At 73.2% G+C, this 15,422-nt stretch carries 13 protein-coding genes; 5 read left to right on the top strand and 8 right to left on the bottom strand.

From position 1 onward, the window contains the following. The first annotated feature begins 83 nt into the window (after nt 1–83). Complete coding sequence (locus ABZ471_RS27275) at nt 84–1,208, top strand: PLP-dependent cysteine synthase family protein (RefSeq protein WP_359069838.1); 1,125 nt, start codon at nt 84–86, stop codon at nt 1,206–1,208. Between the two features lie 21 nt (nt 1,209–1,229). Here ABZ471_RS27275 and ABZ471_RS27270 read toward each other — a convergent pair whose 3' ends face one another. Then, on the bottom strand, nt 1,230–1,700 hold the full coding sequence (locus tag ABZ471_RS27270) for an SRPBCC family protein (RefSeq protein WP_359069836.1): 471 nt from the start codon (nt 1,698–1,700) through the stop codon (nt 1,230–1,232). Between the two features lie 70 nt (nt 1,701–1,770). Beyond that, complete coding sequence (locus ABZ471_RS27265) at nt 1,771–2,601, bottom strand: DeoR/GlpR family DNA-binding transcription regulator (RefSeq protein WP_359069834.1); 831 nt, start codon at nt 2,599–2,601, stop codon at nt 1,771–1,773. A 381-nt stretch (nt 2,602–2,982) separates the two neighbouring features. On the opposite strand from ABZ471_RS27265, the gene ABZ471_RS27260 reads away from it, so the two are divergent. Beyond that, nucleotides 2,983–5,244: a hypothetical protein gene (locus ABZ471_RS27260; RefSeq protein WP_359069890.1), complete on the top strand. Its 2,262-nt coding sequence runs from the start codon at nt 2,983–2,985 to the stop codon at nt 5,242–5,244. 15 nt (nt 5,245–5,259) lie between these two features. Here ABZ471_RS27260 and ABZ471_RS27255 read toward each other — a convergent pair whose 3' ends face one another. From ABZ471_RS27255 to ABZ471_RS27240, 4 genes are all read right to left on the bottom strand, one after another. Next, entirely contained in the window at nt 5,260–7,698 is a 2,439-nt protein-coding gene (locus ABZ471_RS27255) for a right-handed parallel beta-helix repeat-containing protein (protein WP_359069832.1), read from the bottom strand. A gap of 109 nt (nt 7,699–7,807) precedes the next feature. Further along, entirely contained in the window at nt 7,808–8,413 is a 606-nt protein-coding gene (locus ABZ471_RS27250) for a hypothetical protein (protein WP_359069830.1), read from the bottom strand. 199 nt (nt 8,414–8,612) lie between these two features. Continuing rightward, complete coding sequence (locus ABZ471_RS27245) at nt 8,613–9,437, bottom strand: MOSC N-terminal beta barrel domain-containing protein (protein WP_359069828.1); 825 nt, start codon at nt 9,435–9,437, stop codon at nt 8,613–8,615. Between the two features lie 42 nt (nt 9,438–9,479). Then, nucleotides 9,480–9,917, bottom strand: coding sequence for a DUF6643 family protein (locus ABZ471_RS27240; RefSeq protein WP_359069826.1), 438 nt, complete (start codon nt 9,915–9,917; stop codon nt 9,480–9,482). A gap of 296 nt (nt 9,918–10,213) precedes the next feature. On the opposite strand from ABZ471_RS27240, the gene ABZ471_RS27235 reads away from it, so the two are divergent. Then, nucleotides 10,214–11,530 (top strand): TerD family protein, encoded by a 1,317-nt coding sequence (locus tag ABZ471_RS27235; RefSeq protein WP_359069888.1) that lies wholly within the window; start codon nt 10,214–10,216, stop codon nt 11,528–11,530. Between the two features lie 6 nt (nt 11,531–11,536). Here the strand turns inward: ABZ471_RS27235 and ABZ471_RS27230 are convergent, their stop codons facing one another. Continuing rightward, nucleotides 11,537–12,712: a glycosyltransferase gene (locus ABZ471_RS27230; RefSeq protein WP_359069824.1), complete on the bottom strand. Its 1,176-nt coding sequence runs from the start codon at nt 12,710–12,712 to the stop codon at nt 11,537–11,539. A 57-nt stretch (nt 12,713–12,769) separates the two neighbouring features. On the opposite strand from ABZ471_RS27230, the gene ABZ471_RS27225 reads away from it, so the two are divergent. Together ABZ471_RS27225 and ABZ471_RS27220 are read left to right on the top strand one after the other, a co-directional pair. Further along, nucleotides 12,770–13,555 (top strand): aspartate/glutamate racemase family protein, encoded by a 786-nt coding sequence (locus ABZ471_RS27225; RefSeq protein WP_359069823.1) that lies wholly within the window; start codon nt 12,770–12,772, stop codon nt 13,553–13,555. Between the two features lie 85 nt (nt 13,556–13,640). Next, nucleotides 13,641–14,186, top strand: a complete 546-nt coding sequence (locus ABZ471_RS27220; RefSeq protein ID WP_359069821.1) for a hypothetical protein — start codon at nt 13,641–13,643, stop codon at nt 14,184–14,186. A 217-nt stretch (nt 14,187–14,403) separates the two neighbouring features. Here the strand turns inward: ABZ471_RS27220 and ABZ471_RS27215 are convergent, their stop codons facing one another. Beyond that, entirely contained in the window at nt 14,404–15,369 is a 966-nt protein-coding gene (locus ABZ471_RS27215; protein WP_359069820.1) for an O-antigen polymerase, read from the bottom strand. Between the last annotated feature and the right edge of the window lie 53 nt (nt 15,370–15,422).

Below are 15,422 nucleotides of genomic sequence, written 5' to 3'. Positions count from 1 at the left end.
GTGAGAAGCGGTCTGGAAGGTGCCTATGATCGAGGTGCCGGCCGCGCTGGGCGCCGTCGGTGCCCAGCGTAAGGAGCCCCGCCGTGAGCACCACCCCACAGACCCGGACAGGCGCCACCCTCGACGTCGACCGCAGCGACGCCGCCTACCGCGACTGGCTGAAAGAAGCCGTCCGCAAGGTCCAGGCCGACGCCAACCGCTCGGCGGACACGCACCTGCTGCGCTTCCCGCTGCCCGAGCAATGGGGCATCGACCTGTATCTGAAGGACGAGTCGACGCACCCCACCGGCAGCCTCAAGCACCGGCTCGCCCGCTCCCTGTTCCTCTACGGCCTGTGCAATGGCTGGATCCGCCCGGACCGCCCGGTGATCGAGGCGTCCAGCGGCTCGACAGCCGTCTCCGAGGCCTACTTCGCCAAGCTGATCGGCGTGCCGTTCATCGCGGTCATGCCGCGCACGACGAGCGCCGAGAAGTGCCGTCTGATCGAGTTCCACGGCGGACAGTGCCACTTCGTGGACGACTCCCGGAAGATGTACGAGGAGTCCGCCCGCCTGGCGCTGGAGACCGGCGGCCACTACATGGACCAGTTCACCTACGCCGAGCGGGCCACCGACTGGCGGGGCAACAACAACATCGCCGAATCCATCTTCCGCCAGCTGGAGTTGGAGCGTTTCCCGGAGCCGGCCTGGATCGTCGCGACGGCCGGCACCGGCGGCACCTCGGCGACCCTCGCGCGCTACGTCCACTACATGCAGTACGACACCCGCATCTGCGTCGCCGACCCGGACAACTCCTGTTTCTTCGAGGGCTGGACCACCGGCGATCCGGACGTCACCTGCGACTGCGGCTCCCGCATCGAGGGCATCGGCCGGCCGCGTATGGAGCCGAGCTTCGTGCCCGGCGCCATCGACCGGATGATGAAGGTCCCGGACGCGGCCAGCGTGGCCGCCGTACGCGCCCTGGAGCGGGCCATCGGCCGCAAGGCGGGCGGCTCGACGGGCACCGGCCTGTGGAGCGCGCTGAAGATCGTCTCCGAGATGGTGGCCGCGGGCCGCACGGGCAGCGTGGTCACCCTGCTGTGCGACCCGGGGGACCGCTACCTCGACAAGTACTACTCGGACACCTGGCTGGAGGAGCAGGGCCTGGACATCGCCCCGTACACGGCGGTGATCGAGTCCCTGCTGGCTACGGGCGTGTGGCCGGACTGAGCGCCGACGTCCGGCGGCGGCTCACGAGGGGCGCCCCGTCCGCCGGTCGAGCCGTGCGACCGCCTGCCGGAAGGCCCGGCCCACCCCTGGACGGGCCAGGCGGCACACAAGACGGAACGCGGCCGTGCCGTCGAGCGCGAAGGTCATCCGGATCCGGCTCCCGGTGCCGGCCGGGGTCAGCCGCCACTCCTCGATCCAGGCGCGGGCTCCCGGGGTGTTCGTCACGTCGACGCGGTAGGCGTACAGCTCGGGCGCCTTCGCCACCAGCACCGACTCCTCGAAGCGAGTGCCGCCGCGCAGCCGTACCTCCCGTCCGCCCTCGGTCGGCCGGACCGACGACACCGCCGAGAACCACTCCGGCCAGCCGGACACGTCCTCCGCCAGGGCGCGGAAGACCGCGTCGGGAGCGGCCGCGATGTCCCGGATGAACACGAGCCGCACGGGGGCGGTCTCGACGAAGTCGATCTCCACCGGCCGCAGACGGTGAGCCATGGCGACGAACCCCCTCGTGAAGTCCCTTGCGGATACGAGGCGTTGCGCCGTCAGCCTAACTGACGCGCCGTCAGATGTCCTCGTCGTCCTCCGGTTCGCCCGCCACCACCAGGTGTCGCAGATGCTCCGCGATCTCCGTCCGTGCCTCGGTGGGCAGACCCGCGTCGGTGACCAGCGTGTCCACCTGCTCCAGCGCGGCGAACGAACTGAGGCCCACCGTGCCCCACTTGGTGTGGTCGGCCACCACCACGACCCGGCGCGCCGACTGCACCAGTCGCCGGTTGGTCTCGGCCTCCGCGAGGTTCGGCGTGGACAGGCCCGCCTCCAGCGATATTCCGTGCACCCCGAGGAAGAGCAGGTCGAAGTGGAGGGCGGCGATCGCCTGGTCGGCCACCGGGCCCACCAGTGAGTCGGACGGGGTGCGCACCCCGCCGGTCAGTACCACCGTGGCCGCGCCCTGCCGCTGGCCCGAGGTGCGCTGCGCCGCGTGGAAGACGTCGGCGACCCGCACCGAGTTCGTCACCACGGTCAGATCGGGCACCTCCAGCAGGTGCTGCGCGAGCGCATAGGTCGTCGTACCGCCGGACAGGGCGATCGCCGTACCCGGCGTGACCAGCCGGGCGGCGGTCCGCGCGATGTCCTCCTTGGCGGTCAGCTCCAGACCCGACTTGGCCTCGAAGCCCGGCTCGTGCGTGCTCGCCTCGACCACCGGGACCGCGCCGCCGTGCACCTTCTCCAGCATGCCCTGGCGGGCCAGCGCGTCGAGATCGCGGCGCACGGTCATGTCCGATACGCCGAGCTTGCGGGTCAGTTCGTTGACGCGCACGCCGCCCCGGCGCCGGACCTCGTCCAGGATCAGGGCGCGGCGCTGCTCCGCGAGGAGGTTCTGATTCTCACTCACGTACGCTCCGGTCCTTTCGCCGCAATCTGTCCGACACGCCCGCCGCACCTGCTCCGACCTGGATGTTCGATCCGTCTCCGGTGCGCGGCGGTCCCATCTTTTCACGGGACGGCACCGGTTGCGCCACTACCTGTCACGACGCGCACATGCCATTCGGGCACATCCGGGCATCACGGCTTCCCCCGCCGTCACACGGATCGGGGAGATTCCGTGACGACAGGTGTACGACGTACCGAAAGCGGAGATCCTGATGCCCGCACGGACACAGACCTTGAGGCGCGTCACGGGGGAAGTGCGAGAACAGTGGAACGTGCGCAGGAACGCGTCGCCGGGCGGGACACCCACGGGTCCGTCCCGCGGCCCACGCAGGCGGAGCCCGAGCTGGAACTCCTGGTGCACGGAGTCGGCGGCACCACCCCGGAGAAGATGCTCGACGACCCGAGAACGGTCCGGATCACCGGCGACGACACGGCCGCGGTCTTCCGGCGCGCCGACCACCTCGAGGACGCTCCGGCCGGGCCGGGGCAAGGGTCCGGGAAGGAGCCGGTGCAGGAGGCGTACGTCTGGTGCAACCTCACCTCCGGTGACGGAAGCCGCGCCTTATGGCTCCTGCTGCTGCCCTTCATGGTGGTCAACCTCGCCCATTGGATGCGCCCCGCCGCCCCCGGCCGCAGACGCACCGTCCGGCTCTACGGCCTCCTTGTGCGCCTGACCGCCCTCACCCTCACGGTGCTGCTGGTGGCCGCGGTCTGCGAGGTCGCCCTCGACCTGGTGGCCTGGCAGTGCGCCGGCGTCGCCGCCTGCGCCCGGCGCCACTCCTGGCTGGGCTTTCTCGCTCCCGCCGCCTCCGGTGACGGCTGGTGGAGCCCGCCCGGCCGCCGGCTAGCCCTCGCCGCGTCCGTCCCGACCGCGGTCACCGCTCTGCTCTGGTACCTCTCGCACCGCACGTGGAGTGCGTACGAGTCCCACCGGCCGATGGCCCGCGAGCCCGAGCCGGAGACCGACGACAGTGCTCTGGCCCGGCCCGGCTTCTGGTACGGCCGGCGCCTGGTCGCCCGGCTGCGCGCCGCCCACACCGCGGCGGGGCTGCTCACCGTCGCCGCCGTTGTCGTCGCGCCCGCGGCCCGTTTCGACCATCGCTCCGGCGGCCCGGCGGCACTGAACACCCTCAGCTGGCTGCTCGCCGCGGCCCTGCTCGGCTGTGCGGCCGTCGTGGTGGGCGTGGTCTGCAGCCGGGGCCGCAGCGAGAACCGCCTCGACCAGCAGCTCGACCGCCCGCTCGTACGCCGCCTGCCGCTCGGTGCCCTCGGTCTGCTCCTGCTCGTGCTGCTGTACGCCGGCTGGTCACGACCCGGTTGGCAGTCCGCCGGGCGGCTGCCCGGGGACCCGGCGTTCGGCGCCCTCATGCTGGCCCAGGGCCTGCTCGCCGTCGTCCTCGCCGTCGTGGCGCACGATCTGTACCGCCGGCACCCGGACCCGCGCGCCGGGATGCGCGGCCTCGGCGGGCCTGCGGTCGCGCTGCTCGCCTGTGCGCTGGGCGGGGTGATGTCCGGCGGGATCGCGCAGCGTGTCGCCGACTGGCTGGACGGCACCCGGGCCCTGCTCGACGGGCCGCCGGTGCTGCTGACCTGGCAGGCGTCCGTGATCCCGCCCCTCCTCGTGCTGCTGCTCGCCGCCGCCGTGCTGCTGGCCCTGCGCGCATCACGGCTGGCCCGCGCCGAAGCCGACCGCGTACGCCAGGAACACCCCGGTGAGCCCGAGGACCCCTCCCGCACCCGCAGCATCGCCCGTGCCCGGGCCATGGCCACGCTCACCGACCGGACACCCCTGGTCGTCGCCGTGCTCGCCGCCGCCACCCTGCTGCTGGGCGCCGCCGCCCTGGCAGGCGCCCTGGCCACCGGACAACCCCCCGAAGGCGCGGCCCGGCAGACGTACGACATCGTCCAGGCGGCGGCCGAGACCTGCCAGGCGCTCGGCTCCTGGCTGGTCGGAGTCGGCTTCCTGCTGTTCGTGACCTGGGGCCGGCGCGCCTACAAGGACGCCTCCGCCCGGCGCACCATCGGCATCCTCTGGGACGTCGGCACGTTCTGGCCGCGCGCCGCCCACCCCTTCGCCCCGCCCTGCTACGCCGAGCGCGCGGTGCCGGATCTGACCTGGCGGATGGAGACCTGGACCCGGCACACCGGCGGGCGCCTGGTCCTCTCCGGCCACTCCCAGGGCAGTGTCCTGGCCGCGGCCGCCGCCTGGCAGCTGACCCCGTCCGTACGCAGACGGGTCGCCCTGCTCACGTACGGCTCTCCTCTGGAGCGTCTGTACGGCCGCTGGTTCCCCGCCCACTTCGGCCCGCGGGCCCTGGGCGCCCTGCACGGCGACATCGCCTGCTGGCGCAACCTCCACCGCCGCACCGACCCCATCGGCGGTCCGATCCGCCTCCCCGGCGACTGCGGTCCGGCAGTCGACCACGAGCCCCTGAGGGACCCGCTCGCCTACGGCCGCACCCCCGAGCACCCGCTCCCGGCCCCGATCCTCGGCCACTCCGACTACCAGGCGGACCCGGACTTCGCACGGGAGAGGGACCGGCTGCTGTCCCGTCTGCGACCGGACCTCCCGGGGCAGCGACCGGAACCGCGGTCGCCGGAGTGACCCTGCCGCACGCGCTCAGGGCAGCTGCGGCAGGTCCTCCGCATACAGCAGGGTCAGGTCGTCGGTGCTCGGGTCCGCCAGCTGGGCGACCCGGCTCGCATGCCGCTCCACCATGGCCTCGAAGGTCTGGCGCGCCGTACGGCCGTTGCCGAACGCGGGGCCCTTCGGGAGCGCCGTGAAGTACGTCAGCAGGGCCTCCGAGGCGCCCGGCGCCAGCCGGTACTCGTGCTCGTCGGCCTGCTGCTCGACGATCCGGAGCAGCTCGTCCGGGCCGTAGTCGCTGAAGGTGATGGTCCGGGAGAAGCGGGACGCCACACCGGGGTTGACGGAGAGGAAGCGCTCCATCTCCGCCGTGTAGCCGGCGACGATCACCACGACCGCGTCCCGGTGGTCCTCCATCAGCTTCACCAGCGTGTCGATGGCCTCCTTGCCGAAGTCCCGCCCGGCGTCCTCCGGGGACAGGGCGTAGGCCTCGTCGATGAACAGCACACCGCCGCGCGCCCGTTCGAAGGCCTCCTGGGTGCGGATCGCGGTGGAGCCGATGTGCTCGCCCACCAGGTCGACCCGGGACACCTCGACCAGGTGGCCCTTGTCCAGCACCTTGAGGGCGGCGAGGATCTCGCCGTACAGCCGGGCGACCGTCGTCTTGCCGGTGCCGGGGGAGCCGGTGAAGACCAGGTGCCGCTTGACCGAGGCCGCCTTGAGGCCCGCCAGCTGCCGGCGCCGGCCCACCTCGATCATGTCCGTGAGCGCCCGCACCTCGCGCTTGACGCTCTCCAGGCCCACCAGCGCGTCGAGTTCGCCGAGCACGACCTTCGACGTCCGGGCCGGCTGCTCGGGCTCGGAGGCGGCCACGAGCGGCTCCTGCTCCGTGGTGCGCTGCCCGGGGATCGCCCCGAGCAGCCCGGGGGAGGAGGACGTCGTCTGCACGGCCGGTTCGTGCACGGCCGGCGTCCGGAGGCTGCCGCTCTCGTCGCTGGTGCAGTCCTCCACGACCGGACCTGTCCCGGCCCCCGCGTCCGGTCCCGCGTCGGCGAACTCGTAACCGCCGCGCGCACACCGCTCCGTACGGCATTTCCTGAGCGTGGCACGGCAGCCGTCGATCACATGGAAGCCGTAGCCGCCGCTGCCCCTGACCCGGCAGTTCAGGAAGCTGCCCCGGCCGCCGGCGGACACGTAGAAGCCCGCCTCGGCGGGGGAGTCGACCGTGCACCGCTCGATCGTCGGGTCGGCGCCCTTGGTGACGATCACACCGGTCTGGGTGCCGTCCAGCGTGCAGTTGTTGAGCGTTCCGCCGCTGCCGTGGTCGCGGAACCAGGCGCCGGTGGCCGCGTCCCGGATCCGGCAGTCGTCGAGCTGCGCGGTCGCGCCGTCGCTCACCGACACCGCCGTGTTGCGTACCTGGGACAGGTCACTGTCGACGACGTCCGCGCGCGAGCCGCGGTCCAGCACGAACAGCGCGTCCGGCACGTCGTGCACCCGGCAGGAGTCGAGGACCACGGTGGCGCCGTCGCTCACCCACACCGCCGGGTAGTCGCCGGTGCTGTCGAAGATCTCGCACTGGTTGGCGTCCACCCGGGTGCCCGGGTCCCACACGGACAGGCCGTTGCGCCCGAACTGGCGGACCGTCGTCCGGGTCAGCGTGAGCACCGAACGGGAGCGCAGGTCGACCGCGTTCTCCGGGATGTCGTGGATCCGGCAGTCCGCGAGCGTGAGCACCGCGTCCGTGTCGAGCGTGACACCGTCGGCCGTGGTGCGGTGCACATCGCAGTCGGTCAGGTGCGCCGTGGCCCGCTGGGTGACCTGCACCCCGGAGCCCCGGACCTCGTACACCTCGCAACCGACCGCCTCCAGCGCGGAGTTCTCTCCGGTCGCGGTCAGCCCGGTGCCGGAGGCGTGGTGCACCCGGCAGCGCTCCAGGCGCGGGTGGGCGCCCCCGCGGACCGCCACGCCGGCCTGCCCGGCCGCGACGACCTCGCACTCCTCGAACACCCCGCCGGCGCCGTCGAGGACGGCGATGCCGATGCCGGCCGGGTTGTCGACGGTGCAGCGGCGCACGGTCGGCCGGGCCCCGCCCCGCACCTCGATGCCCGCGGCGGACCGCGTGACGATCCGCACGTCCGTCAGCTCGGGTGTGCCTTCCTCCACCAACAGGGCGGGCGCCGCCGCGTCCTGACCCTCCACGTGCAGGTCCTGCACCACGGCGGAGGCCCGCACGGTCAGCGGCACCCCGTCCACGGGCGCGATCCGCACCGAGCCCGGCGAGCCCTCCGGTCCGCGCAGCGTCACCGACCGCTGGACGACCAGGTTCTCCCGGTACGTGCCGGGGGCGATGGTGAGGACGTCACCGTCGGCGGCTGCCTCCAGGGCGGCGGCGAGCGACGCGTACTCACCCGTGCGGCGCCGCCACCGCGATGTACCGGTGTGCGTCACCTGGACCGTGCCCTGTGCCATGGCGTTGCCGTGCCCCCACCTCGTAGTACGCGGGTCGATGCCGAATGCGAGTCGGCCGGTCCACCGTAGCGTGCGCGCGGGTGGTGGGTTGACCAGAGCCGGAAGGCCGTCAGCTGCCGGTGCCTGCCTTGCCCCAGTCCGGGCCCGCGCGGTCCCAGGCCTGGTCCCAACGCGCGTACCGGCGGCGGACCATGCGCCAGACGATCAGGCGACGGCCGCTCTCGACCAGGCCCGCGGTCAGCAGCGCCGCACCCAGCCCGGCGAGCACCGCGTGCGTCGTCGCCGTCGGGGAGTCCAGTGGGCGGGTGGTTATTCGGCCGTGCCCGTCCGTCCAGAGCCGGAAGTGGTCCCCCCGGTGCGGGGACTTGAGACGCGCCAGTGCCGGTCCGTGCCGCCGGGCGCCGTCCGGTGCCGTCCAGTCGGCGAGGACGCGGCTGCGGGTGTCGTGCGCGGCGCCCGTGTCCGGGTCGGCCTCCATCGGGGCACCGCCCAGCCTGCGCACCACGGTGGCGGTGACGAGGTGGCGGGAGTGCCGCTGCTCCTGCACGGAGCGCTGCAGGGAGTCCTGGGCCACCACGCCGACCAGGGAGCCGAGCACGGGCGCGGCCACGGTGACCAGCACGAGTGCCACGAGCGCCACCCAGGCCTCGGCCAGGTCGGTCGCACGGCGCAGCGGATTGCGCCGCCAGCGCCACAGGCCGATGAGTGCTCGCATGGACCCCACCCCCTACCGCCCCTACCGCTCCGTCATAACCCCCGGCGGAGCCGCTCACCCGCGGCCCCGGTCAAGAGAGAGCGAGATCACTTCTGACCGGGCCGCGCTCACGCATGTCTCACGTCGTCCCAACGACCGGGCCCCGCCCCCGGGTTCCCCGCCCGCGCCGGCGGTCAGCAGACCATGCCGTCCTCGAGTTCTACTGCAGTACCCGCACCGGGTCCCCGACGCGGACCGTGCCGGGTGAGAGGGGCACGAGGTTCTGGCCGAAGAGCAGTTTCGTGCCGGCCCTGCGGTGCCGCGCCAGCGTGCGCAGGGGTTCGCGGCCGCGCGCGGCGGTGTCCTGGTCGGTGGTGGTCACGACGCAGCGCCCGCAGGCCTTGGCGACCCGGAAGTCGACCTCGCCGATGGAGATCCGCGTCCAGTGGTCCTCGGCCCAGGCCTCGGTGCCCGCGACGACCACGTTGGGCCGGAAGCGGTTCATGGGCAGCGGGCCCTCGGCGGCGTGATCGCCCTGGGCGATGAGGGAGTTCAGGGCGTCGAGCGAGGCGACGGTGGTGACCAGCAGGGGGTAGCCGTCGGCGAAGCTCACCGTCTCGCCCGGCAGCGCGTACTCGGGGTCGACGGGACGGCGGGTGGCCGGATCGTCCATGTGGACCAGACGGACCTCGGCACCCAGATACGCGGAACACCAGTCATGAGCGGCGTCGCAGGCCGCGACGGCGTTCACCTTCGTGCCGAAGACGTGCGTCGCGACCGTGGCCGCCGGCTCCGGGACGGGGATCGTCAGTGCCTCCTGTCCGGGCGCGGACAGCAGAAGGCCGCCGCCGGCCATGGGCTCGGCGGCGGCCAGCGCGAGGCGCGGCTGCTCGCGCTGTGTGACGACCTTGCCCCCGTCGTCGATCAGCGCCCAGCGTCGGTCTCCGGCCAGGCCCCATGGCTCCACCACGGCTTCCCGGGGTGCGACACCGCGGAACGCCTTGACCGGATGGACGTGGATCGACTGCAGCTCTGCGTTCCCCATGACGCCATCGTGCCAGGTGGCACCGACGCCGGGGGGCGCCGGTCAGTAGCCGCGGTACTGCTGGTTGTTGTACGGGTCCTGGTAGGGAGCCGGCGCGGGACGCGGCGCGGCGGGGCGCATGGCCTCGTACCCCGTGCCGGCCGCCATCGGACGCTGCTGCTGATGAGCCTGCGGGCCGGGATAGCCGCGCGGCGCGCTCGCCTGCTGCGGGATGTACGCCGTGGGCGCCTGCTGCAGCGGGGCGGGCTGGTGGGCCTGCGGGTATCCGTAGGCGGGCATCTGCGGGGAGGGGGCCGCCGGGAGGGCGGGGAGCGCCGACGGGAGCGCGGGCAGGCTGCTGCCCGTGTCGTACGCGGCGGGGACCCGGATCGGGGCGATCTGCGGGGTGCCCCGCTCGGCCACGAGCGAGTCGTAGATCGGGGTGTCCGGGAAGGAGGCGGAGTAGTAGCCGCCGCCATAGGTGGAGCGGGGGGAGGTCATGGCACATAAGTTAAGCCCACGATGTGCTGGTTGGGGAGACCGATAAGAGGGTTGTTTTCCGTGTCGGCAGTGACTAGGGATCGCCAATCCGAGCGAACTTGGCAAAAATGGACGCGGTTCAACGTTTGGATCCTGTAAAGGCAGAGTTCCCAGGGGGTTACCGGCGGTTGACCGGCGATCTTTCTGCGCAGCTCGTGGGAGTTCGCCGGCCCCGGGAATAGGTTGGGCGGGTAGGGATGATCCCGGGAGCCCGGGCACCACCGGGACGCCGACACACGATGGGGGCGGACATGTCAATGCCGAAAGGGTCGAATGCGCCGGTGCCGACCACGGCCCTGCGCGTCGAATTGGGCTGGCGCTCCGGACCCGGCGTGCCCGACGCGGACGCCTCCGCGCTGCTGCTCGCGGCAGGAAAGGTCCGCTCCGACGGGGACTTCGTCTTCTACAACCAGCCCGCGCACCCCTCCGGCGCGGTCCGTCACGAGGGCAAGCGGACCGCCGGTGAGCGCGTCACGGACACCCTTCTCGTCGACCTCGCGCGCGTGGAGAGCGGGATCGAGCGGATCGTCCTCGCGGCCTCCGCGGACGGCGGCACGTTCGGACAGGTCCCGGACCTCTACATCGAGGTGACCGACGCCGGCGGCGGGGCCGTGGCCGCCCGCTTCGACAGCCCCGGCGCGACCACGGAGACGGCCTTCGTGCTCGGCGAGTTCTACCGCCGCCAGGGCGGCTGGAAGTTCCGTGCCGTCGGCCAGGGCTACAGCAGCGGACTCGAAGGCCTGGCAACGGACTTCGGCATCACCGTCGACGAGCCGCAGCACACCGCACCGTCCCGCACGCCCGTCGCTCCTCCTCCCGCGACAGTCGGACCGCCTCCCACGCCCGCCGCCGCGCCGCCGGTTCCGCCTCTGGCGGCGATGCCGGCGCCGACCACCACTCCCGTTCCCCTGCCGCCGCCCCCTGCCACCGCTCCGCCCGCACCGGTACGCCTCTCCAAGGTCACCCTCACCAAGGCGGCCCCCTCGGTCTCCCTGGCCAAGCAGGGCGGTACCTCCGGTGCCATGCGCGTGAACCTCAACTGGCAGGTGCGCAAACAGTTCCCGGGCTGGGGCGGCCGGTGGGGCGCCGGCCAGCAGGACCTCGACCTCGACCTCTGCGCCCTGTACGAACTCGCGGACGGCCGCAAGGGCGTCGTCCAGGCACTCGGCAACGCCTTCGGCTCCCTGAACCGGCCGCCGTACATCCTCCTGGACGGCGACGACCGCACCGGGGCCGTGGCCGCCGGCGAGAACCTCACCATCAACCTCGACCACAAACAGGACTTCCGGCGCATTCTGGTCTTCGTCACCATCTACGAGGGCGCCGCCTCCTTCGCCGACCTGCACGCGACGGTCACCCTCCAACCCCAGCACGGCGCCCCCATCGACTTCTCGCTGGACGAGTGCACGGTCCCTTCCATGGTCTGCGCCCTCGCCCTGATCACCAACACGGGCGGCGATCTCGTCGTCCAGCGCGAGGCGCGATACCTGGTACCGGAGCGCGGGGTGAGCCCGCAGCGGACCATGGACCGCGCCTACGGGTGGGGCATGAACTGGACGCCCGGACGCAAGTGACCGGGGTCAGCCCTCCTCGGGCACGGCGTCCGGGCGCGCGTACGTGCGGCCCTTCCAGGCCGCCCCGCGCCCCCGGTAGTGCTGCACCGCGGAGTCGACCGTCATGAGGAGGTAGAGGAAGGCGGTGCAGGGCAGCAGCGGCGCGAGCCACAGCGGCTGCCGGTAGTAGCGCAGCATCGGCACGTACGTCCCCGCCATCACCGCCCACGCCGCCGCGCCCGCGACCGCAGTCGCCGCACTGCCGGTGACCGCGCCCGCCACCGCGGCCGCGGGCGGCACCAGGTACACCAGGGCGAGCCCGGCGACCGTGCCGAGCAGGAGCAGCGGGTTGTGTCGCAGCTGTGCGTACGCGCTGCGCGAGACCATCCGCCACAGGTCGTGCAGCCGCGGATAGGGACGCACGCTGTCCACCCGCTCGGCCAGCCCCAGCCAGAGGTGACCGCCGGCGCCCCGCACCGCGCGCGCGAGGGCGACGTCGTCGATGACGGCGTGCCGGATGGCGTCCGGAATCCGCGCCTTCTCGGCCATGTCGGCGCGCAGCAGGACACACCCGCCCGCCGCTGCCGCGGTCCGCGCTCCCCGCCGGCCGATCCGGCGGAAGGGATACAGCTGCGCGAAGAAGTAGACGAACGCCGGGACCACCAGCCGTTCCCACCGGCTGTCCACCCTCAGCCGCGCCATCTGCGACACCACGTCGAAACCCCCGGTGCCGGCCGCCGCCACCAGCTCGCGCAGGCTGTCCGGCGCGTGCGCGATGTCCGCGTCCGTGAGGAGCAGATATTCGGGGGCACGCGCGCGTGCGAGACCGATGCCGTGCCGCACCGCCCACAGCTTGCCCGTCCAGCCCGCGGGCGGCTCGCCGGGGGAGTCCACGGTGAGCGGCAGTCCGCCGTGCCGCCGCGCCAGCTCGCGGGCCAGCTCTCCGGTGCCGTCCGTGCTCCCGTCGTCCACGAGGAAGACCTTCGCCCGCCCCGGATAGTCCTGCGCGAGCAGCGACGGCAGACTCGCGGGCAGCACGGCGGCCTCGTCGCGGGCCGGGACGACCACACAGACCGACGGCCAGTCGGCGGGTTCACGGCGAGGCGGCAGCCGGACGTCCGTGCGCCAGAAGAAGCCCTGGCACAGCAGCAGCCAGCACCAGGCGGCGAGGGATACGACGGCGGTCCACACGATCGCGCTCACGGCCGCAGTCTGCCCCACCGGACCGGCCCGCAAAGTCCGATCGTCTATCGTGGCCGGGTGAAGATCGCGCTCATGGACTCCGGAATCGGCCTCCTTCCTGCCGCGGCCGCGGTGCGCCGGCTGCGCCCCGACGCGGATCTCGTGCTCTCGTGGGACCCGGACGGGATGCCCTGGGGGCCGCGCACTCCGGAGGACATCACGCGACGGGCCATCGCCGTGGCGGAGGCCGCTGCCGCGCACCGGCCCGATGTCCTGATCGTCGCCTGCAACACCGCCTCCGTGCACTCCCTGCCGCAGATGCGTGCGCGTTTCGAACCCGACCTGCCGATCATCGGTACGGTGCCGGCGATCAAGCCGGCTGCGGCCGGCGGCGGACCTGTGGCGATCTGGGCGACTCCCGCCACCACCGGGAGCGCCTATCAGCGTGGTCTGATCGAACAGTTCGCCGACGGAGTGACCGTCACCGAGGTGCCCTGCCCGGGACTCGCGGACGCCGTGCACCATGCGGACGAAGCGGCCGTCGACGCCGCCGTCGCCGCCGCGGCGGCACGTACGCCCGACGACGTGACGACCGTCGTCCTGGGCTGCACCAACTACGAACTGGTCGCCGAGCGCATCCGGGCGGCCGTGCAGAAGCCCGGTCTGCCGCCGCTCATCCTGCACGGTTCCGCCGGAGCGGTCGCCGCCCAGGCGCTGCGTCGGATCGGCGCGGCGCCCGCCCCGGCGGCCGAGGCCGAGACCAGTCTCACAGTGCTGCTGAGCGGGCGTGCGGCGGAGCTTCCCGAGACCGCCCTGTCCTACCCGGAAGGCCGCCTGCTGCAGGTGGTCAGGACTGCCGGCTGACCCGCGCGCGAAGCCACCTCCTTCCGGAGCAGTCACCCTCCGCGAGCCGGTACCGGCGCAGCGAAACCTGAGTAACCTCATAAACATGAGGGAGCACCGCCACGCCGAGGACGCCTCGCACCCCGACGTCTGGACCGGACGCGCCACCAACCGCGTGCAATGGCTGCTGGCCCTGGTCGGCGCGGCCTGTATGGCACTCGGAGTCGAGCTGGCTGTGGACTCGGCCTGGACCTCGGGCATCGCCCCGCTGGTGATGTCGGTCGTGGGCTGCATCGCCGCCGGACTGCTGGTCCTCTTCGGCACGCTCGCCTTCGTGCACGTCGATCTGAAGCTCGACAACGAGTGCGTCGAGGTGCGCTGCGGTCACATCGGCGTGCCCCGCCGCCGCATCCCGCTGTCCCAGGTCGCCGGCGCCGACTTCAGCCCCCATGTCACCCCGCGCCAATGGGGCGGCTGGGGCTACCGCTGGCGCCCCGAGAAGGGCACCGCGGTCGTCGTCCGCCGTGGCGAGGCCATCGTGCTGCGCCTCTGGGACGGCCACACCTTCACGATCACCGTGGACAACGCGGAATCGGCGGTCCGGGTCATCAGGGCCAGGCTGCGCGCGGGCACACCGGGCAGCACGCACTGAGACCGCGGACGGGTACGGGCACGGGCCGATCCAGGTCGGTTGGTCCCCGCGGAGGCAGGCGAGGGCTTTCCGGCCCGCCCACACCGACACGCGCCCCGCGACCCCGGACCACCCCGCGGTCCGGGCCTGAGCTGGAACGCTCATACGGCGCCGGAGCCTGAACGCTCCTATGGCCCCTGAGCCGGAACGCCCCTATGGCCCCCGAGCCGGAACGCCCCTACGGTTCCGTGCTCCCGCCGGTCCACGGCCGTGCCGTCGCCCACCCCGCCAGTAGCCCCGCGCCCGCCGTCACCGTGGTGAAGCTCAGCGCGTTGCCGACCGAGGCGATCACGGCGAGTGCGGTCAGGGCCGCGCCCGCGGTCAGGGCGACCGGAGTGGAACGAGGGGTTCGCCACAGGGCGTACAGGGCCCAGGCGAATACGGCGGCCAGCAGGGCCACGCCGACCAGGCCCTGTTCGGACGCCTGCTGGAGCGGGGCCGAGTGCGGTCGGCCGTCGGGCAGGACAGCCTGCTGTGCCGTGCCGCTCAGCTCGCCGAAGCGGCCGGGGCCGACCCCGAGCCCCGTGTCCCCCCGGGCCAGCCGCAGCGCGTCCTGCCACAGCTGGACCCGGTGTGGTGTGAACCGGCCCTCCAGCGCCTCGGCGAGGCAGCCGGGCAGGGTGCCCGCCGCGACCGCCCAGACCGTCCCCGCCACCAGGGCCGCCGCCAGGGCCAGCCCCGCGATGCCCGCGCCACGGTGGGGCATCGAGCCCGCGGCGAGCGAGCACAGCAGTACGGCGACACTGGCCGCGCAGCCGGCGGCCGAGCCCACGGCAGCCCCGGTCAGCGCGATCCCGGCGGCGAGCAGCCGCAGCCCGAGCCGCAGCGCGGGCGCCCGCGCTGACCAGGCCGCACAGCAGGCCGCGCCGGTGGCCAGCGCCAGCAGGGCGGTGGTGGCACCCGCGTGCCCGAGCGGGGCGGCATACCGGGGACCGGTGGAGAGGTCGGGCAGCAGCACGGCCAGTACAAGGCCGGCCGCCGCACCCACGCCGGGCGCGGTCACCGGAAGCAGCGCCCCGGAGATACGGCCGGCCGCGTAACTCGCGGCCACGGCGAGCACCGCGAGCAGTACCCCCTCGGGCCGCCCGTCCTGGGCCGCCGCCGTGATCAGCGACCATGCGGCGCACGCTCCCAGAAGGATCATGCCCGCCCCGTCAGAAACGTTTCGTCTGATGCTGTAGGCGTCCGCGTCGTTCG

Source organism: Streptomyces sp. NPDC005728 (genome assembly GCF_040630895.1).
In the GTDB taxonomy this organism is placed as follows: Bacteria; Actinomycetota; Actinomycetes; order Streptomycetales; family Streptomycetaceae; genus Streptomyces.
The sequence above is the reverse complement of the archived record's forward strand: the minus strand, read 5'-3'. Positions and strand labels throughout refer to the sequence as shown.